Annotated in this window: 20 protein-coding genes and 1 pseudogene; 8 read left to right on the top strand and 13 right to left on the bottom strand. The window is 71.7% G+C overall.

All coding sequences use genetic code 11. The features are described from left to right. Window positions 1–84: 84 nt before the first annotated feature. Together ABD143_RS09230 and ABD143_RS09225 are read right to left on the bottom strand one after the other, a co-directional pair. Window positions 85–561: a signal peptidase II gene (locus ABD143_RS09230; RefSeq protein WP_343974259.1), complete on the bottom strand. Its 477-nt coding sequence runs from the start codon at window positions 559–561 to the stop codon at window positions 85–87. A gap of 145 nt (window positions 562–706) precedes the next feature. After that, window positions 707–1,933 (bottom strand): sodium:proton exchanger, encoded by a 1,227-nt coding sequence (locus tag ABD143_RS09225; RefSeq protein WP_343974256.1) that lies wholly within the window; start codon window positions 1,931–1,933, stop codon window positions 707–709. 279 nt (window positions 1,934–2,212) lie between these two features. Here ABD143_RS09225 and ABD143_RS09220 point away from each other — a divergent pair, with 279 nt between their 5' ends. Further along, window positions 2,213–2,575, top strand: a complete 363-nt coding sequence (locus tag ABD143_RS09220) for an ArsR/SmtB family transcription factor (protein WP_343974253.1) — start codon at window positions 2,213–2,215, stop codon at window positions 2,573–2,575. Between the two features lie 16 nt (window positions 2,576–2,591). On the opposite strand, the gene ABD143_RS09215 is transcribed toward ABD143_RS09220, so the two are convergent. Further along, window positions 2,592–4,001 (bottom strand): FAD-dependent oxidoreductase, encoded by a 1,410-nt coding sequence (locus ABD143_RS09215; RefSeq protein ID WP_343974250.1) that lies wholly within the window; start codon window positions 3,999–4,001, stop codon window positions 2,592–2,594. A gap of 29 nt (window positions 4,002–4,030) precedes the next feature. After that, window positions 4,031–4,234, bottom strand: a complete 204-nt coding sequence (locus ABD143_RS09210; protein WP_343974246.1) for a hypothetical protein — start codon at window positions 4,232–4,234, stop codon at window positions 4,031–4,033. Between the two features lie 33 nt (window positions 4,235–4,267). On the opposite strand from ABD143_RS09210, the gene ABD143_RS09205 reads away from it, so the two are divergent. Further along, window positions 4,268–5,731 carry an FAD-binding protein gene (locus ABD143_RS09205; RefSeq protein WP_343974243.1) on the top strand — a complete coding sequence of 488 codons (1,464 nt, stop codon included), beginning with the start codon at window positions 4,268–4,270 and terminating at the stop codon, window positions 5,729–5,731. Between the two features lie 82 nt (window positions 5,732–5,813). On the opposite strand, the gene ABD143_RS09200 is transcribed toward ABD143_RS09205, so the two are convergent. From ABD143_RS09200 to ABD143_RS09190, 3 genes are all read right to left on the bottom strand, one after another. Continuing rightward, complete coding sequence (locus tag ABD143_RS09200; protein WP_343974626.1) at window positions 5,814–6,686, bottom strand: SGNH/GDSL hydrolase family protein; 873 nt, start codon at window positions 6,684–6,686, stop codon at window positions 5,814–5,816. Window positions 6,687–6,857: 171 nt separating this feature from the next. After that, on the bottom strand, window positions 6,858–7,283 hold the full coding sequence (locus tag ABD143_RS09195) for a hypothetical protein (RefSeq protein WP_343974240.1): 426 nt from the start codon (window positions 7,281–7,283) through the stop codon (window positions 6,858–6,860). Between the two features lie 135 nt (window positions 7,284–7,418). Beyond that, window positions 7,419–8,102, bottom strand: coding sequence for a TetR/AcrR family transcriptional regulator (locus ABD143_RS09190; RefSeq protein ID WP_343974237.1), 684 nt, complete (start codon window positions 8,100–8,102; stop codon window positions 7,419–7,421). 106 nt (window positions 8,103–8,208) lie between these two features. Here ABD143_RS09190 and ABD143_RS09185 point away from each other — a divergent pair, with 106 nt between their 5' ends. From ABD143_RS09185 to ABD143_RS09175, 3 genes and pseudogenes are all read left to right on the top strand, one after another. Further along, window positions 8,209–8,709 (top strand): 2Fe-2S iron-sulfur cluster-binding protein, encoded by a 501-nt coding sequence (locus ABD143_RS09185; protein ID WP_343974231.1) that lies wholly within the window; start codon window positions 8,209–8,211, stop codon window positions 8,707–8,709. Continuing rightward, window positions 8,706–9,702 (top strand): annotated as a pseudogene (locus ABD143_RS09180) (FAD binding domain-containing protein). The gene ABD143_RS09185 and the pseudogene ABD143_RS09180 overlap by 4 nt, the downstream one beginning before the upstream one ends. Further along, the gene (locus ABD143_RS09175) at window positions 9,699–12,014 is read left to right on the top strand and encodes a xanthine dehydrogenase family protein molybdopterin-binding subunit (RefSeq protein WP_343974228.1); all 2,316 of its coding nucleotides are present in this window, start codon (window positions 9,699–9,701) and stop codon (window positions 12,012–12,014) included. Before ABD143_RS09180 ends, ABD143_RS09175 begins: the two are co-directional and overlap by 4 nt. A gap of 622 nt (window positions 12,015–12,636) precedes the next feature. Here the strand turns inward: ABD143_RS09175 and ABD143_RS09170 are convergent. The 5 genes from ABD143_RS09170 to ABD143_RS09150 form a co-directional block, all read right to left on the bottom strand. Then, a complete protein-coding gene (locus ABD143_RS09170) occupies window positions 12,637–13,941 on the bottom strand; it encodes an ABC transporter substrate-binding protein (protein ID WP_343974225.1) in 1,305 nt (434 codons plus the stop codon). Then, window positions 13,938–15,863, bottom strand: a complete 1,926-nt coding sequence (locus ABD143_RS09165) for a substrate-binding domain-containing protein (protein ID WP_343974221.1) — start codon at window positions 15,861–15,863, stop codon at window positions 13,938–13,940. The genes ABD143_RS09170 and ABD143_RS09165 overlap by 4 nt, the downstream gene beginning before the upstream one ends. A 252-nt stretch (window positions 15,864–16,115) precedes the next feature. After that, window positions 16,116–17,261 (bottom strand): uroporphyrinogen decarboxylase, encoded by a 1,146-nt coding sequence (gene hemE / locus ABD143_RS09160; RefSeq protein WP_343974623.1) that lies wholly within the window; start codon window positions 17,259–17,261, stop codon window positions 16,116–16,118. A 20-nt stretch (window positions 17,262–17,281) separates the two neighbouring features. Continuing rightward, window positions 17,282–17,434, bottom strand: coding sequence for a hypothetical protein (locus tag ABD143_RS09155; protein ID WP_343974219.1), 153 nt, complete (start codon window positions 17,432–17,434; stop codon window positions 17,282–17,284). A 24-nt stretch (window positions 17,435–17,458) separates the two neighbouring features. Beyond that, complete coding sequence (locus ABD143_RS09150; protein WP_343974216.1) at window positions 17,459–17,674, bottom strand: hypothetical protein; 216 nt, start codon at window positions 17,672–17,674, stop codon at window positions 17,459–17,461. A 511-nt stretch (window positions 17,675–18,185) separates the two neighbouring features. Here ABD143_RS09150 and ABD143_RS09145 point away from each other — a divergent pair. Next, window positions 18,186–18,839, top strand: a complete 654-nt coding sequence (locus tag ABD143_RS09145; protein ID WP_379659876.1) for a response regulator — start codon at window positions 18,186–18,188, stop codon at window positions 18,837–18,839. On the opposite strand, the gene ABD143_RS09140 is transcribed toward ABD143_RS09145, so the two are convergent. After that, a complete protein-coding gene (locus tag ABD143_RS09140) occupies window positions 18,817–19,224 on the bottom strand; it encodes a response regulator transcription factor (RefSeq protein WP_343974213.1) in 408 nt (135 codons plus the stop codon). The two genes, ABD143_RS09145 and ABD143_RS09140, sit on opposite strands and share 23 nt — an antisense overlap. A gap of 432 nt (window positions 19,225–19,656) precedes the next feature. Between ABD143_RS09140 and ABD143_RS09135 the strand changes: the two genes are divergently transcribed. Then, window positions 19,657–20,340 (top strand): MIP/aquaporin family protein, encoded by a 684-nt coding sequence (locus ABD143_RS09135; protein WP_343974210.1) that lies wholly within the window; start codon window positions 19,657–19,659, stop codon window positions 20,338–20,340. 202 nt (window positions 20,341–20,542) lie between these two features. Then, window positions 20,543–20,948, top strand: a 406-nt coding sequence (locus ABD143_RS09130; protein WP_343974205.1) for a catalase, incomplete at its 3' end; no start/stop codon positions are given.

The following is a 20,948-nucleotide window of genomic DNA, read 5'->3' as shown; positions in this document are numbered from 1 at the left end:
CCCGTCACCTCGCGGTAGCTCCGCACCGGTTCCTCCACTCGTCTGTCGATCAGGGGTCGTGACCGCGTTCAGTGGGTGACGCCGTCATGCGCCTCGGGTGCGGCCGCAGATCAGCGCCGCGGCCAGTACCGCGGCGAGGATGAATGCGCCGTCGGCAAGGTTGAACGACGCCATCCATGCAGTCTCGATCCAGTGGACGACTACGCCCCGCAGGAGGCCCGGCGGCCTGGCCAACCGGTCGATGAAGTCGCTCGCGGCCGCACCCGCGGCGAGGCCGGCAGCGACCGCCCACGGGGCGGTCCTGATCTGTCCCGCCAGGATGGCGAGCACGGCCAGAACGAACAGGTCGAAGACACCCATGACCGCGATGGCGCCGGCGCCGAGCCAAGGTGCGGAGTCCGTATCGAGCGACAGGTGTAGCGAGAATCCGGGTAGACGCCAGGTTTCGCTGCTCAATGCCCCGAGAGCCCAGGCCTTGCTCATCGCATCGACCGCCACGACAGCGAGCGCGACCGTCCACAGAAGGAGGTCGTGCCGCTGGGCGAACGGGCCTTCCTGCATCGAGGTTCCCCCATCGACTCGCGGGCGAGGATCAGGAACCGAGCGGCCGGTCCCCCGAGGGGGTGAGGGACCGGCCACCCGGTCGGGTGCGCCTCGCCCGAGAGCGCACCGGTTCAAGGGACGCGATAGCGGGGTCGGGGCCGCGTCAGTGGGTGAGGATCTCGATCTCCTCGGCCGCCTTCGTGTGCTTGCGGAAGGGCGCGGCCAGGGTGGGCAGGATGTGGCGGCGGTTGTGGATCAGCGCCCCGAGGGCCAGTGCCGCGTAGACCGCGCACAGGACGTAGCGGGCCTGCTGGCCGGGGAAGACGAACTGCAGCGCGAACAGCCCGAGCAGGGTGAGGGCGAGCCAGCGGGGGAACCGCAGCGCGAGCAGCGCGGCCACCCCGAGCAGCGTCTGGGTCGCGGTGAGCAGGAACTCCTCGACCTGGCGGGCGTCGAGCACCAGCGCGGCCGAGCCGCCGCCGAGCAGGTAGGCGATGGGCAGGCTGCCGACCAGCAGCGTCCACTGGTTGACCTTGCTCGAGATCAGCGTGCCGATCGCGTCGGAGCCCTTGCCGTGCACCGCGAACAGGATCGCCACGATGAACTCCGGCGCCTCCGACGCCAGCGGCGCCAGCCACTGCACCAGCAGGAACTGATCCACCCCGAACTGGGTGCCGGTCTGGATCAGCGAGTCCGCGAACGGTTCGGCCGAGGCCAGGATGACCGCGGCGGCGAACACGAACAACCCGATCACCAGCGGGCGTCGGGCCCGGGTGGGCAGCGCACCGATCCGGGCGGCCGGCCCGACCAGGTCGGGCTCCTCGGCCTCGGCCCGGGAGACCTTCCACAGGTAGAAGGCGAACAACCCGAGCAGCGCGAAGCCCAGCACCAGATGGATCTGCCCGGTGGCCGGGACGACGAACGCGACGACCGAGGCGATGGCCAGGAATCCCAGCTCCACCCGGTGCCCGGACTCCAGCACCAGCTCCCGGACGGTCCGGCCCGAGCGGCGCGAGGCCACGGCCAGCGCGATGACCACCACGACCGACCAGCCCAACCCGAGTAACAACCGGTTCGAGCCCGTCATGTTCGCCGCCGCGTAGGGCACGTAGCTGGGGTCGCTGCCCGCGGTGTAGGCGAAGTAGAGATCCACGGCGTACTCCGGCAGCACCGCGATCACCGCCAGGATCGCGATCGCCAGCGGACCGGAGATGTCCACGCGCGCGGCCTCGGCGGCCCACGCCAGCAGGAACGACGAGGCCACCACCGCGGCCCCGAACACCGCCAACCCGACCACCGCGGGGGGATGCACGCCGCCGATCCGGAGCACCAGAGCGGGGAGCGTCAGCAGCACACACGGTGCCAGCGGGCGGACCAACTTGGAGAACATCACGGCCTTCCAGGACGGTGTGCCACCACACACCGGAAGGCCTCGGGGGACACTCCGGCCAGGCGACGACTGGCCGAAGGTCTCGTCCACCCGCACGTTGCGGGCCCTGTCGCCGGAGGACCGCGGGATCCTCAGCATGTCGACGGTCAGGTTGCCGGACTACTCCCCTTCAGCGCCCACGAGTCTGCCGCATGTTTCGTCGATTGCGCAACTGAGGACCTGATGTTGTGTTCGTCACGTGCTGGTCGCATCGAGGGTGAGCAGGAAGGATTGACCGTCATGGCGAACCAGTCCGGACCGACGAACGCTCCGGGAGCCCCCACGCAGGTCGTCGAACCGACACAGCCGCAGCTACGGTCGGCCGCGGCGACCTTCGCCCTCCTGAGCAGCCCGCCGCGGCTGCACCTCGTCTGGCTGATGGCGCACGAGACCTTCGACGTGGGGACCCTGGCCGGCCGGGTGGGACTCAGCATCGCCACCACCAGCCAGCACCTGAGCAAACTGCGCCTCTCCGGCGTCATCTCGGCGCGGCGCGACGGCCGCCACACCTACTACACCGTCGACGACCCGCACGTGCTGACGCTGATCGACCAGATCTTCAGCCACATCGCCGCCGACGGCACCCTCGCCCCCGACCCCTAGGACTCCCAGCGGGAGGTCATTCCCCGAGCGCGGCGAGAAGGGCCGCGCGGGACGGCCCGTCCACCGGGTAGCGCGGGGTGGAGCCACCGATGCGGGCGATCTTCGCCTCCAGCCCGGGCACGGCGAGCGCCTCCTCTGCGGAGGCCAGCAGTTCGGCGACCAGCCGGAAGGCGCGCAGGGCGTCCGGGTCCACTTGGGCGGCCGCGTCGAACGCCGACAGCCGCGGCCAGGCGTCGCCCTCGGGGCGGTACGGCACCCCGGCGATGTCAGCGGCGACCTCCGCCAGCCGGTGCCGGTCGTAGCCGCGGGTGGCCTCGAACAGGCCGCCGATCCCCGAGGCCGTGGCCTCGGCGAAGCAGCGGGCGAACTCGCCGGGGGCGGCGGACCCGGCCGCGCGCAGCACGTCACGCAGGATGCAGGCGTGGGCGAGGCCCATCGTGGAGCCGCGCCCGAGCGACGGGTTGGTGCTGGCCCAGGCGTCGCCGACGGCCACCACACCGGTGGCCACGGGCTCGCCCTCGACGACGAGGCTGCGGCGCCGGTCCTGCAGCCCGGACATCACCTGCACGTCGGTCATCGGCACCCCGGAAGCCCGGGCCTCGGCGGTGCCCGGCATGAGCGCGAGCACCCGGTCCCAGACGTCGTTCTCGCGCAGCGCGCGCACCGGGCGGTCGTCGGCGGCGACGACCAGCACCCACGCCCACACCCCTGCGTCGGCCGGGATGACCAGCAGCGACACGCTCTCGAAGTGCCGGAACGTGTACGAGACCGGCGGGCGGGCGCCGTCTGGGGTGCGGAAGTAGCGCCCGTAGTAGGCGAAGCCGTGGTCCTCGCGCTCCTCGAGCGGCTGGCGCGCCCCGGCCCGCGCCAGCAGGTCGGCGAGCGCGGAGCGCCGCCCCATCGCGTCGACGACGAGCCCGGCCTCGACGGTCTCGCCGGCGCCGGTCACCACCCCGGTGACGTGCGGGACGGCGCCCCGCCCGTCGGTCACCAGCGCGGTCGCGGTGACGCCCCGGCGCACGGTGAGCCGCGGTGTCCGGGCGGCCACCGCGGCGAGCGCCCCCTCCACGACCGGCCGCCGCGCCGCCATCCCCTGCAGTTGCTCGTCGCCGGGGCGCAGCCCGCCGGTGACGGACGTCGGCAGCGTCTCCACCGAGCTGAGCCGCAGCCCGCCGAGCCGTTCCACCTCCGCGACGACGTCCGGGGCCTCGTGCTCCATCACCGCCCGCCAGCGGGCAAGCATGATGTGCGGCAGGCGGAACTGGCTCACTCCGGGCCGGTCCCAGTGGGCCCACTGCTCCTCGGCCGTGGCGGGTGGCTCCGCCGGGTCGCGCTCGAGGACTGTGACGTGGTGGCCGTCCCTGGCGAGGAGTACCGCGGTCGTGAGACCGGTGAGACCCGCGCCGAGCACAGCGATGGCCGTCATCGAACCCTCCCCCGTTTGGATCGCGGACATCACCGCGATCCGTTATCGTCGCCAACAGCATGGTCCGCCATCCGCCCGTCGCGGTGGCGCATCAGGTAACGATGCGGCGAAATCCCGATGCCCGCGCCGGATGACCCCGGGTGCGCCTTTTGACGCCGGCGCGAGGCCCGTTCGACGCCCGCCTGCGAACGTTCGCCGCCGAAGATCCCTGATGCGAAGGATGTGACGAACATGATCGAAATCGCAGTGGTCGCGGCCAGGGCGTCATGATCGACAGGCGCACGCTACTGCGGGGCGCGGGCACGACCGCGCTCGTCGTCGGGTTCGGGACGAGCGGCGCGTGGGTCACCCAGGCCGCGGCGGCCGGCCCGTTCGACGAGCTGCCCCGGCTCGACGGCACGGTGCACCTGGACATCCCGACCCGGGACAGGTACGCGCAGGACCTCGGCCGCCACGTGACCCAGCGCCCCGACGCAGTGCTCACCCCGGGCTCGACCCGCGACGTCCAGGAGATGGTCCGGTTCTGCGCGCGCAGGCGGATCCCGGTGTCGATGCGCGGGCAGGGCCACAGCACGTTCGGGACGGGCCTCACCCCCGGTCTGCTGATCGACAGCCGCGGCCTGAGCACGATCCACCGGATCGGCCGTGACAGCGCCGAGGTCGGCCCCGGCGTCTGGTGGCGGGAGCTCCTCGACGCCGCCCTCCCCCACGGCCTCACCCCGCCCCTGCTCGTGACGTTCGCCGGGCTCTCCATCGGTGGCACGCTCTCCATGGGCGGCGTCCCCGCCAACAACCGCGAGGGCATCCAGGCCGACCGGGTCAAGGAGCTGGAGGTCGTGACCGGCGAGGGCGAGGTCGTCCGGTGCTCCCGGCGCCGCCGCTCCGACCTGTTCGACACCGCGCTGGCCGGGCTCGGCCAGGTCGGCATCATCACCAAGGCCGTGGTCGACCTCGTCCCGGCCAAGCCGAAGTCACGGACCTACATCCTGTTCTACAACGACAACGCGACGTTCTTCCGCGACTTCCGGGCAGTGACCGACCGCGGCGAGATGGACGGCGCGTACGCGCTCTTCCCGCTCGTGCCCGACGGCAGCCGGGTCGTGTACGCGCTCAACATGGTGAAGTGGTTCGACCCGGCCGAGCCGCCCGACGACGCGGCCCTGCTGCGCGGACTGACCCCGACGCAGCAGACGATCACCGACGGCAGCTACCGCGACTGGGCCTGCCGCTACGACTCGTTGGTCGAGGGTTGGCAGCGCGACCACGACTGGGACAACCTGATCAAGCCGTGGTCGGACGTCATCCTTCCCGAGGAGGCGGTCGAGCAGTACGTCGGCGAGGTGATCCCGACGCTCAACGTCGACCAGGTCGGCGTGACCGGCACCGTGTTCCTGTTCCGCACGCACCGCTCGCGGCTGACCCGGCCGATGTTCCGGATTCCCGAGCCGGACGGCAGCCCGTGGGTCTACCTGTTCGACGTGCTGACGTCCTCGGGCCGGCCGGGGCCTGACCCGGCCTTCACCGAGCGCATGCTGGCCCGCAACCGCGACCTGTTCGAGCGGGCCCGCGCCGTCGGAGGCACGCGCTACCCGATGGGCTCGACGCCGTTCTCCCCGGAGGACTGGCGGCGGCAGTACGGGAGCTACTGGTCGACGCTGCGTCGGGCCAAGCGGAAGTACGATCCCGAGGGCATCCTGACCCCGGGCCCGGGAATCTTCGCGCGGGACTGAGCTGGGCCGGCCACTGAGCCAACCACTGGGCCAACCACTGCGCCCCGCCGGGCCGTTCGCCCGGCGGGGCGCAGTGGCGTGGTCAGTCCTCGTTGTCGGCCACAGCCTCGGCGACGATCCGGGCGACCTGGGCCATGCCGAGGGCGTTCGGGGTCACCGGGGCAGCGGGGGAAACGGGGGCGAAACCCTCGATCCACCTTAAGCCGGGGGGCTGGCACAAGTCGTGGCCGATGCTGGGGGTGTACGTGTCGACGTACTCGACGTCTGCCGCCTTGGCCCGGTCTTCGAGCATCGCGTTGAGCTGCTTCTCGACCCCGCGCAGGTAGGCCACGTCGCGGGGACTCAACGGCAGCTCGGGGAAGCAGCCGGGACCGCGGTCCGGGAGCAGCGTCGGGTACCCGACCACGAGCACCCGCGCGTCAGGGGAGCGCTCGCCGATCCCGGCGAGCGCAGCGTCGATGTCAGGGGCGGTGGCCTTGATCCGCCGGGTGATCTCGTCGCCGTCTCGGTCGTAGAAGTCGCGGCAGGCGCTCCCGGTGGGTTGCTGCGGTGAGCGGGTGCTGCATTCGCGGAGGATTTCGTCGAAGCCGATGTCGAAGCCGCCGATCGTCAGGGTCACGAGCTCCGTATTCGGCGTCAGCGCGTCGAACTGGGGAGGGTTCACGCCGCCCGGGACGGGCTGCGGGTTCGTGAACTGCTCCGTGGTCGTGGCGCCGGCGCAGCTGACGTCGCGGAAATCCGCGATGCCGAGCGTCTCCGCCACGAAGGACGGATAGTTGCGGCCCGACCGCTCGCACCCCGCCGGGTCGCTGGTCATCGGCGGGATGAGCCTGCCTGACGCATAGGAGTCGCCGAGTGCCACGTAACTCTGAATCGGAGTGTTCTGGGTACGGTCCGGATTAGTAGATGGGATGGCGGGCACGGCCGCTGCGGGCAGCGCGCCTAACGGCGCCATGACGATGGCGATCAGAATCGGGGCGGCCCACCGGGCCCGAGGTGTACGCACATTCGAGGGAACGATATCGGGCGGCTGCCGGTGCCCGAAATAAAAGCTCCCGACCTACTACCTTTGATCTGTTGACTCCACCCAATTTCGATGCATTGGTTGCGACGCGAGTTCCGCTCATCAGATCGTGACGCGTTCGCGGGAGCGGCTCGCGATCACACCGTAGATCAGCGTCACGAAGCCCGCGACGAGCACCACCGCGCCCACGGTCGTGACCGTGTTGCCTGCCGACCACTCACCAGGCGCGCCGAGCACCATGTGCAGGAACATGCCGCCGGACTGGGCGAGCGTCCCCACGAGCAGCATGATCCCGGACGGCCAGATCAGGCGCTCAGGCAGGCCGAAGCGACCGGCAGCGTTGAGCGCGGCGAGCGTCATCACGAGCAGCACGCCCGCGTGCGCGTGGCCGGCCCGGAAGTAGGTGGTCTGGAACTCGGTCAGGTTCCCCGCGGTCTGCAGGCCGAGCAAGGAGTAGCCGCCGTACATGACGGTCGGCAGTGCGATCAGGACGATGACGGTCAGCACCGTCTCGGCACGGCGGGGCATGGTCTGGGGCCTCCTGGATGCGCGGATCACGAGGACGGCGGAGGAGTGGCGGTGCCGCCACGACCATCTTGCCAGCGCCAAGATACTGCTCGCACGGGTTCCGGCGCGGGAGTTCTCAGCAGTTCCCCAGGAAGGTCAGTCCGCGCCGAGGAGGCCCGCGAGGTACACCCGCACGAACCGGACCACTGCGTCGTGGAAGTCCGGCATCTCCGGCGCCATGGCGGAGGCACCGGTGCACGCGAGCTCCGCCTGTACCGCGACGACCGCGGGCGGCGGGTTGGCCGCCTGCCACATCCCGGACGCAACGATGCCGGTCATGGCCAGCAGCTCGAAGGAGGCGTCCCGCCCGAGCACCGGCAGCGCCCCGTGCAGGGCGCCCGCCACGTCGTCCACCGCACCCATCGCAGCCTGCTTGAACCCGCGAACGACGTCGAGGGAGACGTTGCGCTCCAGGGTGAGGGGCGAGTGCAGCAGGAGCTGACAGAACAGTGGCCGGTCGCTGAACGAGCGGCCCAGCGTGTCGGCGATCCGCTCGGCCCCGCCGCCGGGTCCGATGTCCGCCAGGGCGGCGACGAGGGCGTCGGCCCACTCCCGCCACTCGACCTCGGCGAGCCGCAGGAAGATCTCCTCACGCGTCTCGAAGTAGCGCAGGAGCGCCGACTTGTGCATGCCGACGCGCTCGGCGATGCCCGCCAGGCTGACCGCGTTCACACTCTCGGCCGTGGCCAGCTCGCGCGCGGCGTCGAGGATCGCGTCGTAGCGTTGCCGCTTGTGCTCGGGCCGGCGGGCCCGCAGGAAGGCAGCCCCCTTCGTGCTCACCTCAAGACCATAATCCATAGTTAGGGCAACGCCGTTCTCTTGTTAACGGAACGGTGTTGCCCTATCGTCGGGTCACCGAGTTGAACGCACCAGGACGGAGTCCCACGTGGTTGCGGTGAAGCTGCGAGTCAACGGATCGACTGAGCTCCTCGAGCTCGAACCACGGGTCAGCCTGCTCGACGCCCTGCGCGAGCACCTGGGGCTGACCGGCACCAAGAAGGGCTGCAACCAGGGCGCCTGCGGCGCGTGCACCGTCCTCGTCGACGGCGAGCGGATCAACGCCTGCCTCGCGCTCGCCGTGCAGTACGCCGAGCGCGAGATCACCACGATAGAGGGGGTCGGCTCGCAGGAGCGCCACCCGCTGCAGGACGCGTTCGTAGCCGAGGACGGGTTCCAGTGCGGCTACTGCACCTCGGGCCAGATCTGCTCGGCGATCGGCATGCTGGCCGAGCACCGCGCGGGCGCCCCGAGCGCGGTCACCCCCCACCTGGCAGCCGGCCCCGCGGAGCTGTCCGACGCCGAGATCAAGGAGCGGATGAGCGGCAACCTCTGCCGCTGCGGCGCCTACGACGGCATCACCTCGGCGATCGCGCGGGTCGCGCGATGAGGCCCTTCGCGTACGTGAGCGCACCCGACGTCGAGACGGCGGTGCGCACGATCGCCGCCGAACCGGACGCGAAGTTCCTGGGCGGCGGCACCAACCTGGTCGATCTCATGCGGGCCGACGTCGAGCGACCGGCGACGGTCGTCGACATCTCCGCCCTGCCGCTCACCGGCGTGGACGAGCTGTTGGACGGAACACTGCGGATCGGGGCGCTGGTGCGCAACAGCCACCTGGCGGCGCACCCGCTCGTCCGCAGCCGCTACCCCGTACTCGCCCAGGCGATCCTGTCCGGCGCGTCGGGGCAGCTGCGCAACATGGCGACGGTTGGCGGCAACCCTCCTGCAGCGCACCCGCTGCTTCTACTTCTACGACGGCGCGGCGGCTTGCAACAAGCGCGTTCCGGGCAGCGGCTGCGACGCGGCCGGCGGGTTCCACCGGGGTACCGCGGTGCTCGGCACCAGCGAGAGCTGCATCGCCGCCCATCCGTCGGACATGGCGGTCGCGCTCGCCGCGCTCGACGCCGTGGTCGAGGTGGAGAGCGTGCGCGGCACCCGCCGCTTCCCGCTCGAACAGCTGTACCGCCTGCCCGGCGACACCCCGCACGTCGAGACCGACCTGGCGGCCGACGAGCTGATCACCGCCGTCGAACTGCCGGCCGCGCCGGTGGCCGCGACCTCCCGCTACCGCAAGGTGCGCGACCGCGCCTCCTACGCGTTCGCCCTCGTGTCGGTGGCCGCGGCGCTCGACGTGCGGAACGGCGAGATCACGGACGTCAGGCTGGCGCTCGGCGGGGTCGCCCCCAAGCCGTGGCGCGCGCACGAGGCCGAGCGCGCGCTGCTAGGCGCTCCTCCGACGGACGAGTCGTTCCGTATGGCGGCCGCGGCCGAGCTGGCGCCCGCCGTCGGCAGGCCGGAGAACGAGTTCAAGATCGAGCTGGCGCAGCGCACGATCGTGGCGACGCTGCGGCAGCTGCTCACCGACGGGAGCGCGGCATGACCCAGGCACCGGAGCGCACCCGCCCGATCGACCGGCAGGCCACGAGCACAGGTCCCGCCGTCGGCAGGCCGCTCGACCGCATCGACGGCGTGGCCAAGACCAGCGGCGCGGCCCGGTACGCCGCCGAGTACCCCTACCCCGGCCTCGCGCACGCCGCGCTCGTGCACGCCGAGATCACGAGGGGCCGGATCACCGGACTCGACACGGCGGCCGCGGAGGCCCTCGACGGTGTGCTCGCCGTCCTTACCCACCGAAATGCGCCGCAGATGGCGCCGACGCCCCGCCAGAGCATGCTGAACCTCAGCTCGCTGGCGCCTGGGACGAGCGTCAACTACCTGAACACCGACGAGGTGCACTGGGACGGCCAGCCGGTCGCGGTTGTCGTCGCCGAGACCCTCGACGCGGCGCTCGCGGCGGCGCGTCTGGTGAAGGTCACCTACCAGGAGCTGCCGGCGACGGTGGACTTCGCCGCCGCGCAGGGAACCGCCACCGTGGCCGCGGGCAACCCACTCATGCCTGCCGAGGCGAAGAAGGGGGACGCCGAGGCCGCGCTTGCCGCCGCACCTGTGCGCGTCGACCTGACGTTCACCACCCCGCCACAGAACCACAACGCGCTCGAACCGCACGCCACCACCGCGGTGTGGGAGGGCAACCGGCTGACCGTCCACGACTCCACGCAGAACATCGACTGGGTGCGCCGTCACCTCGCGCTGAAGTTCGGCGTGCCGAGCGACGGGGTGCGGGTGCTCGCCGAGCACGTCGGCGGCGGCTTCGGCGGCAAGTCCATGGTCTGGCCGGGCACGATCCTCACCGCGCTCGCCGCCAGGGTGACCGGCCGCCCGGTGCGGATGATGCTCACGAGGGAGGGCGTGTATCGCACGGTCGGCGGGCGCACCCCGTCGGTGCAGCGGGTGGCGCTCGGCGCCGAACGGGACGGAACCCTCACGGCGCTCGTCCACACCGGAGTGTCCCGGATCGGCCGGACGGGCGGCGCACCGGAGCCCGTCGGTTCGCAGTCGCGCCACCTCTACGCCGCGCAGAACATCCTCATCCGGCACAGCACGGTCACACTCGACGTCATCTCGAACACGCCGATGCGGGCGCCCGGAGAGGCGATCGGCACGTTCGCACTGGAGACGGCCGTCGACGCGCTGGCCGTCGAGCTCGGGGTGGACCCGATCGAGCTGCGCATGCGCAACGAACCCGACCGCGACCCGCTGAGCGGCAAGCAGTTCTCCCGCCGGAACCTGCGCGCGGCCTACGCGCGCGGCGCGGAGCGCTTCGGCTGGGCAGGCCGGTCCCCACAGCCGCGTTCGATGCGCGACGGCACCAAGCTCGTCGGGTGGGGTGTGGCCAGCGCTTTCCACATCCCGTTCCGCGTGCCGGCCAACGTCGCGGTCCGGCTCGGCGCCGACGGCCGGGTGCTCGTCCGCTGCGGGTTCCACGAGATCGGCGTGGGTGCGGCCACCGCGCAGGCGCAGATCGCGGCCGACGCGCTCGGCGTGCCCGTCGACGCCGTCACCGTGGAGTACGGCGACACCGACCTGCCGATCGGCCCCGGCGCGGGCGGGTCCGCCCAGACGGCCTCCGTGGCCGCGGGCGTGTTGCGGGCGTGCGAGGAGCTCCGGCGGTCGGCCCTCGCGCTGGCCACGCGCTCGCCCGGGTCGCCGCTGCGCGGGCGGCGGCTCACCGAGCTGGAGGCCCGTGACGGCGGGCTCTACCTCAGCGGGCGGCCGGGCGACGGTGAGAGCTACGCCGCCATCCTCACGCGCGCCGCACGCCCTGCGCTGGAGGCCCGGGTCGGCTCCGACACACGGCTGGGCCGGGCCGCCGGCATGGTGCGGTTCATCGGCGGCATGGTGAACGACCGCAGGCGCTGGGTCCGCGCGGCCACGGGCGCGCACTTCTGCGAGGTGCTCGTGGACGAGGACACCGGTGAGGTGCGGGTGTCGCGCTGGGTGTCGGTGTTCGACGTCGGCACGGTGATCAACGCGAAGACGGCGACCAGCCAGCTGCGCGGGGGCATCGTGATGGGGATCGGCACGGCGCTCACGGAGGAGACGCTCGTGGACCCGCGGACCGGGCGGATCATGAACCCCGGCCTCGCGGAGTACCACGTGCCGGTGCAGGCCGACGTGCCCCATATGGACGTCTCCTACCTTGACGAGCCCGACCCGACGATGCCGCTGGGCCTGCTCGGGGTGGGCGAGGTCGGCATCACGGGGGCCGCGGCCGCCGTGGCGAACGCGGTGCACCACGCCACCGGCGTGCGCGTGCGCAACCTGCCGATCAGGCTGGACACCCTGTGGTGAGGACGACGGCGTTTTCGTCCGAACGGTTCTCGACCAATCCCGATCGACGCCGGATGTTCGAGTTCACCCCGGGGCAAGTCTGGCAGCACGTGCAACGGCACTGACTTCTCCGGGCCGGATCCAATTTGCCATGTCTCGACAAGCGGCTGTCCGGGTGCGGACAGCTACTGAACGAGCCGAGTGAAGAAGCTAATCACCGACTCGGCCGCGTCCCGGAGGATGAGGGCGAGATTCTGAATCGTGTCGGCGGCGCTGGCCGGCTGCGCTAGGACCCAGAAAACCAGGAGGGCGATCACGATCAACCCGAGAAGCCTTCTCACCGTGTTACGCCCACCGTTCCACATCCCCGACCGTGATGTCTGGCCCTCATCGGTACGAGGGTATCGGCACAGCGCGGAGTTGTGGGCCGCGGCGCGCACACGAAAAGGCGTGTCGCATGTGGCAACCGCGCCGAGGTTCCGAGTGCGGTGGCCACAAACGTCCACCGGGTCCTCGCGGGCCAGAACGACGCCTCGCCGCGTTGCCCCCGCACCCAAGTACGCCCGGTACGAGGGTGCGGGGGCGCCTTGCGAGGCGCCGTTCTGATCCCGCGATCACCCCGGCAACGTTCGTGGCCACCGCACTAGCCCTCGCCGGGCGGTGCCGACCGGCCCTGGAGCGCGTGCGCGAGCTGCTCCGGGAAGCCGTCCGGGATCTCCGTGCCCCGCCGGAGGTAGCCCTCGACCGCGGCCCGGAACACCTCGCTGAATCGCGCGTAGTGCGGCTCGACCGGGCGGAGCCGCGCGTCGTCGATTGCGTCGCGCAGCGTCTCGGTGTACGGGTGGTTGTCCCGGACGCCCTGGTCGAAGTAGACGACCTCGCGCGTGGCGGGCAGCCCGCCGCGCTCGAACAGCAACTGCTGGCTGCGCTCGCTGGTGAGGAACTCGATCAGCGCCTGCGCCGCGCGGGGACGGGTGGAGAGGGCCGACACGGCGAGGTTCTGCCCGCCGAGCACTCCCTTCCCCGGGAGGACGTCCAGCTGGCCGGGCAGCGGCGCGACGCCGATCTGCAGCGGCGACCCGCCCTCCGCGTCCTGCGTCAGCGAGCGGTAGGCCACCGGCCAGTTGCGCATGAACAGCGCCCGGCCCGACCGGAAGAGCGAGAGACTCTCCGTCTCGTCCAGTGCGGGCACCCCGGCCGGCGCGATCGCCCGGAGCCGCCCGAGCCCCGCCATCGCCGCCTGGAACGGAGCCCCGTCCACGACCTCGCCCTCGTCGTCGACGACCGATCCGCCCGCGCCCCACATCGCCTCCAGCGCGGTGACCGTCAGACCCTCGTAGTCGGCGAGCTGCCCGGCGTAGCCGTCGACCGCGTTGCCGGTCTCCTCGCGCACGCGCTGGACGTCGGCCTCCAGCTGCTCCCACGTGGCCGGGGGGTGGGGAACCAGGTCCGAGCGGTAGAAGAGGAGCCCGACGTCGGTGTTGAACGGGAGGGCCCAGAGGCTCCCGTGGTAGCGGCAGGTCGCGAGTGGCCCGTCGAGGAAGCCGTCGGTCTGCGGGCGGGGCTCGTCGAGCTTCTTGATGTGCCCGGCCTCGGCGAACTCCGCCGTCCACGTGACGTCGAGGTTGTAGACGTCGATCTCACCGCGCCCGGACTGGGCCCGCGCCAGCATCTCGCTCCGCTGCGCGTCGGCGAGCTCGGACAGCTCGACGATCCGGGCCCGGTTGTCGGGGTGGAGCGCGTTCCACTGGTCGATCAGCGCCTGGCGCTGGCCGCCGATGCTGTCGTCCCGCCCGCTGAGGACGACGATCTCGCCGTCCTCGAAGGCCGTGGGATCGGTGACCAGCGCCGCCACGGCCGTCGCGAGCAGCACCACGACGACGCCGAAGATCGTGCCGAGAGATCCCCAGATGACGGGGACATGTTGGTACCGGTCGTCTGACGTCATCGGCCACCCCACAGTCCTGCGGTCGCGGTGCTCAGCGCCGTCTCGAGGTTCGCGAGGTCGGCGTCGACGCAGTCCCCCGCCGTCGCCGTGGTGATGGCGCTGAGGCCGGCATCGGCACAGCGGACCTCGCCGATCGTCACCACGATGAGCCGGACGCCGCGGCCGGCGATGGCGGCGTCGACCGCGCCGGCGTCGAGGCCGCTGGTGGTGTCCTCGCCGTCGGTGAGCACGACGACGGCGTCGACGCGCGTCGAATCGTTGCCGGGCAGGACCGCGGCCGCGTCGATCATCGTGCGGAAGAACGGGGTGCCGCCCGCCGGCCGCACGCCCCCCAGCGCCTGGCGGGCGAGTGCGTGGCGGGGCTCGTCCGGCGGGCCGATCGGGACGGCCTCGACGTGGCCGGCGCCGGAGGCGTCCGGGAAGAGCCACAGGCCGAACTCGTCGCGCGGTCCCATCCGGCGCAGCACCGTGGAGACCGCCGCCGCCGCGACCGCGGACCTGGTCCCCTCCGCGCCGGCCGTCGCCATCGACCCCGAGGTGTCCACGGCGAAGAGCACGCGGCCCCGCCGCTGCGCCTGGTCGTACGCGGTGGCGGTGCCGCTCCACGTGGCCGCCCCGACCGGGCCCTCCGGCACGGCGGCGCCCGCGTCGGCCCCGCCCGTCGTGAACGGGGGTCCGGACGAGTACGGGCCGGCCGGCCGCAGGCCCGTGCGGACGACGGCGTCCCGGCCGGGGCCGCTGAGCAACCACTCGCCGAAGGCCCTGGCGGCCCCCTCCTGCGGCGGTTCGCTCCACGCGAGGCGCACGAGCTGGTGGTCCACGCTCCGCGTGTCCGACGGGTACAGCAGGGTCAGCCGCTCCGGTGCGTCCGCCTGCGGCGCGCACGATCCACCGAGCGGTTCACGCAGGTTGGAGCGAATGACCTGCTGCTCGGACGCGATGACCGCGGCCTGCGACCGGAGCAGCCGGTGCCGGCAGAGCAGACCGGGGGCGTCGGTCAGGTGGAACCCGCCTTCGTCGAGGGACGCCGCGAGGCGCCGCTCGATCTCCGCCGGGGCGAGCTGCCGCTCGCCCCGCGCGCCGCCCGCGCCGTAGAGCAGTGTGGTGGCCAGCAGGCCGAGCTCGCTGCCCTTCGGATCGGCGCGGACGACACCGACGCCCCGGTCGGTGAGCAGGCGGAAGAGGTCGGCCCAGTCCCGGCGCTCGCCCTCCTCTTCGCCCGCGACCGCCTTCGGTGCCGCCACCACCACGGGCGAGTGGCCGATCGGCGTTGTCGTGGCGGCCGCCTCGATCCCCTCGATCTCGTGGCTTGTGGTGGCGAGCCAGACGTCGGGCCGCGGCCCGATCTCGCGCAGCGCGCCACTCTGGTCCGACCACGCGTCGGCGCTCTGCAGGTGCGCACGGATCTCGCCTGCTCCCGCGGCGTAGACGTAGACGTCCACCGCGGGGCAACCGTGGTTCTCCGCTGCCGTCCACCGCTCGTACGCGCTCGCGAGCTCGCGTGCCGTCGTGACGGTCTCCTGGCTGGCGACGAGACGCAGCTGGGTGGCCGGGGAGCACCCCGCGACGTCGACGGACACACCGCGCGCGAACTCCCACGCGGGCGGCACCCCGACCACGAGCCCCGCAGTGAGCACGATCGACGCCCCGACCGCCACGCGCTTGCGAACGACCCAGTCGAGCACCACGGTGCCGGAGTCCCGCAGCCGCTTGAGCTCGTACCGCCCTTGGAACGTCGTGAGGAACCCGGTGAGCGAGGCACCGCCCACCACCTGCGCCCAATGCCACAGCGTCTGGGGCGGGTTCGGGGGGATCGCCACGAGCACGATGCCGAGCACCGCCAGGACGAACGTCGCCGCGCGCAACGCAGCGCTCAGCGGACCGGGAATCCTGCCCGACGCAGAGCCTTCCCCCTCGGTCACGCCCCCGTGCCCTCCCCCGCCCGAGATCGGCGGCAACGCCGATCTCGCCCCCGGTGATCGGTGACACACCGTACGCAGACCGTGCGCGGGGAGCGACTCCTGGCCCGGGTTCAGGCGGCATCGTGACCGAACCTGCGCCGGACAGAGCAGTGAGTTAGGCCGATCAGACCAATATTCGCTACTCGCCGAGGTCCCGGAGGTCGCGGAAGTCGCCGCCTCCGACCGCACGCGCCGCGACCGGAACGATCAACCTCAGCTGCGGAGCTGGTCGACCGGGTCTAGGAGCGGCTGCTCGTGCACCAGCTCGACCAGCCACGTGAGGACGTCCGGGTCGGTCTCCGGCAGCACCCCGTGCCCGAGGTTGAACACGTGCCCCGGCGTCCGGCGTCCCTCGGCCGCGATCCGCCGGACCTCGCGCTCGATGGAGCCCGCGTCCGCGAACAGCACCGCCGGATCCAGGTTGCCTTGCACGGGGCGGGTCCGTCCGGCCCGCCATGCCGCGACGTCCACCGGGACCCGCCAGTCCACCCCGACCACATCGGCCCCGGCCTCGGCCATCGCGCCCAGCAGCTCCCCCGTCCCGACCCCGAAGTGGATCCGCGGCACCCCGGCATCGGCCAACCCGCGCAACACCGACGCCGAATGCGGCAGCACGAACTCGCGGTAGTCGCGCTCGGACAGCGCGCCCGCCCAGGAGTCGAACAGCTGCACCGCGTCCACCCCGGCGTCGACCTGCGCCCGCAGGAACGTGGAGGTGATGTCGGCCAGCCTCCCCAGGAGGCTGTGCCACACACGCGGCGCCGAGCGCATCAGCGCCTTGGTGCGCGCGTGGTTGCGGCTCGGGCCGCCCTCGATCAGGTAAGAGGCCAGCGTGAACGGCGCGCCTGCGAAGCCGATCAACGGGGTCTGCCCCAGCTCGGCGGTCAACAGCGCGATCGCGTCGGTGACCGGACCGACCTGCCCCCGCTCCAGGCGGGGCAGGCGCTCCACATCGGCCGCGGTGCGCACCGGGTGCTCGACCACCGGCCCGGTACCCGGCACGATCTCGACCCCGACTCCGGCGACGTACAGCGGCACCACGATGTCGCTGAACAGGATCGCTGCGTCGACCCCGTGCCTGCGCACCGGCTGCAGGGTGATCTCACAGGTCAGATCCGGGGTCAGGCAGGCCTCCAGCATGCCGGTGTTCGCGCGTAGCGCGCGGTATTCGGGCAGCGACCGCCCGGCCTGTCGCATGAACCACACCGGCAGGTGCGCGGGCCGCTGCCCGCGGGCGGCGGCCAGGAACGGCGCCGACCTGAGGTCGCGTCTCGGGCTCGGGGAGCCGGCCGACCGGGGAAGGACGGAGGCGGCGGTGTTCAAGAGCCCGGCCTTCGAGAGCGCGGTGTTCGAGGGCATGGTGTTCGAGGGCACGGTCATCACCTTGGCCTGCTCTGATCGGTCCAGACCGTCGGTCTGGCCGTCACGATGACGCGGCCGCCGCAGTACCAGCAGCTCGGCTCGTTGTCCATGTCCTGCCCCTCGACCTCGCAGATCCGGCAGAACCAGCGCACGACGACCTGGAAGCTCATGGCCGTCCCCCTTCCGCGCCACCGTCAGGCGGCGTCGCTCACCTGGAGGTCCAGCGACAGGAACATCCGCCGCTCGAGCAGCAGGTCGATGTCCGCCCAGAGCTCCTCGACGAGGTTCGGGATCAACCGGCCGTTGTCCTCGATCTGCATGTACAGACCGGCGATGTGAGCGTCGACGGCGGCGACGTCCGGGCACGTGTACTCGGTGCCTCGGGTCCCGACCACTACCGTGAAGTCCACGCTCGGGGTATACCTTTCCGGTTCGAAACTCCGGATGCTCAGCCAATTCATGATGTCGTCCTCAGCTCGGGGCACGGCCTGCTCGATGCGCCTGACACGGGATCCTCCGGCGAAGGCCCCTGAAGCCGGCTGCTCGCCGGCCAATCGGTCGGCCACGAGGCGACGTGCTGCGCAGTGGGCCTTTGCTTACCGAACAGCGTCGCGGCCGCGCCCGCTGCGCGCATCGCCGCCAGCCGCCGTCGCGCACTGGGTGCTGGCTGGAGTCGACCACTCCTGCTGGCAGTACCGGGGACGCGCGGCGTCGCGGTCAGGGCGTGCACCAGGCCCGACGCCGGGTCGCCGGATCAGCCGCTGCGGGGGCAGGCTCGGGGGTGGCGGCCCTACTACCCCTCGTGCGTGTCCGATACTCCGCCATTCGTCCGTGCTCACAGCTCGAGCACGGGCACATAATGCTGTTCATGACGACGAAGCCGAGCGAGCGCGGCCCGCGGTGGGCGGGGATGGATGAGCCATGGCCGCGCTGCGTGTGATCCTGGCCGAAGATGACGTCCTCCTCCGCGAGGGCCTGTCCAGCCTGCTCGACCGCTCGGGCTTCAACGTCGTCGGACAGGTCGGCGACGCCGCGGAGCTCCTCGAGCTCGTGCGCAGAGAGGTTCCCGAGCTCGTGGTGGTCGACATCCGGATGCCGCCGACGCAGACCACCGAGGGGCTGGAGGCGGCCCGGGAGATCCGCCAGGAGCTCCCCGACACCGGCATCCTGGTGCTCTCGGCCCACACCGACGTCGAGCACGCGATGGAGCTGCTGGCCGGCGGGCGGGGAGTGGGCTACCTGCTCAAGAGCCGGGTCAGCGACGTGGCGGAGTTCATCGACACGCTCGAACGGATCGCCAAGGGGGGTTCGGTCGTGGACCCCGCCCTGGTGCAGGAGCTGGTGTCGGCCCGCCGCCGCAACGACCCGCTCGCCGTGCTCAGCGCGCGCGAACGCGACGTGCTGGCGCTGATGGCAGAGGGGCGCTCCAACGCAGGCCTCGCCCGCCGGCTGTGGATCACCGAGGGCACGGTCGAGAAGCACGTGCGCAGCATTCTCTCCAAGCTGAGCCTCCCCGAGACCGACGACGACCACCGCCGCGTCCTGGCGGTGCTCACCTTCCTCGAGACCCGCTGACGGGATCGCGGTGGTCGCCGTCACCCGGGCCGAGCATGTCGCGGATGGCGGTTGCGGAGAGATCGGACTTGGACAGGAACCCGGCCGCCGTGCTCGGCGCGATCAGCTCGACGTAGTCCTGCTCGGCGTGGGCGGAGATCAGGATCAGGCTCGAGGGGGCGACGTCGCCCGTCTGGCCGAGCTGCCTGGCCAGCTCCACGCCGCTCTCGCCGCCGAGGTCGATGTCCACCAATGTGACGTCCGGCCGCAGCTCGGCGGCCCGCTGGAGCGCCTCGGCGCTGTTCGATGCCATGCCGACGACCGTGATTCCCTGGCGCTCCAGCAGCCCACGCGCGGCGTCCAGGAACCGCGGGTTGTCATCGACTAGGAGGCAGCGCAGCACCATGTCGTCAGCCTCGCAGGCCTGGCGACCACGCGCATGCCAGCTACCCAGAACCTTTGGGCCAGCAACCAGCGACCGGCATTTGGCCGGCGGCCACGTCTCAACTCCTCAGTGGGTGATTGAACGCCCCCCGACCCCGCGGTGTGAATACCGGGCAACGGGAGTCCGAGGGGCCCAGCCAGCAGCAGGGCAGGACGCCCGCTAGCGGGGATGCGCACGGTCGGCATAGGCCTCGACTGTTCGGGCCCGGACAGCGGGATCCGGCCTTTTCGCGGGCCGAGACGGCCGTCACGAACGGCGCGCATACCGATCGACTTCGGGCCCCGGACCGGCGCAATTACGGCTAGCAGGTACACCAGCGTTCCGGTTGACGGGGACGCTAGTTGACCGTTGGCTGCATCGACGACTGCCCCCCGGACAGCGAATGTCGTGGTCATGGATGTCATCGCCCCCCCACAGGTAACGAGTCATGCCTCCGTCCAAGCGGTCACCCGACATCTAGGTGCCGAGTTCATCGGGACGTTCTTCCTCGTTTTCACCGTCGGCGCGGCCACGTACAGCGGCAGCCCACTCGCGCCGATCGCCATCGGCTCCGCTCTCATGGTCATGGTCTACGCGGGCGGGCACGTCTCCGGCGGCCACTTCAACCCCGCCGTGACCATGGGCGTTCTGGTGCGGGGGCGGATCGGGTTCGGTGAAGCCGTCGGGTACTGGATCGCGCAGCTCGCCGCCGGCGTGGTCGCCGCGGAGGTCGTCCGCGCGGTCATCACCCCGCCGGTGGGGGGCGCCCTGACCCTCCCCGGTAAGGCGCTGGGAGCCGCCTTCGTGGTGGAACTCCTGTTCACCTTCGCCCTGGCCTACGTCGTGTGCAACGTAGCCACCAGCAAGGACCACCCGCAGAACTCCTTCTACGGCCTCGCGATCGGTTTCACCGTCATGGTCGGTGCCGTCGCCGTCGGTGGGATCTCCGGTGGTGCGTTCAACCCGGCCGTCGCGCTCGGCGCCGGCTTCATGGGCATGTTGGCCTGGCCGACCTGGTGGATCTACCCGGTTGCCGAGCTCGTCGGCGGCGCCGCTGCCGGACTCGCCTTCCGCGTACTCAACCCCGACGACAAGTGATCCAGCCGGGGGCGCCCGATATCAACCGGACGCCCCCGGCAAACAACCCGGATCACACATCCTCGGTCTCGGCGTCGAAATCGTCGAGGCCCTCCCGAGGCCGTGACGTGATCAGCGTCCGCCCGGTCACGTCGCGCGGAACCGGAACTCCAGGTTCCACGCAATGCACTACTCCGCAATGCGCTACAAGGAGACACACAGTATGACGAACACGCAGCCCCATCCCACCACGACGGACGCCGGCGCCCCGGTCACAAGTGACGACCATTCGCTGACCGTCGGCCCGGACGGCCCGATCCTGCTGCAGGACCACTACCTGATCGAGCAGATGGCCAACTTCAACCGCGAGCGCATCCCGGAGCGCCAGCCGCACGCCAAGGGCAGCGGCGCGTTCGGCCACTTCGAGGTGACCGGCGACGTGTCCGCCTACACCAAGGCCGCGGTGTTCCAGCCGGGCGTCAAGACCGACACGTTGATCCGGTTCTCCACCGTGGCCGGCGAGCGGGGCAGCCCCGACACCTGGCGCGACCCGCGCGGCTTCTCGCTGAGGTTCTACACCAGCCAGGGCAACTTCGACATCGTCGGCAACAACACCCCGGTGTTCTTCC

It is taken from the genome of Pseudonocardia aurantiaca (assembly GCF_039526725.1).
Lineage (GTDB): Bacteria > Actinomycetota > Actinomycetes > Mycobacteriales > Pseudonocardiaceae > Pseudonocardia > Pseudonocardia aurantiaca.
This window is presented reverse-complemented; position numbering and strand designations above follow the sequence as displayed.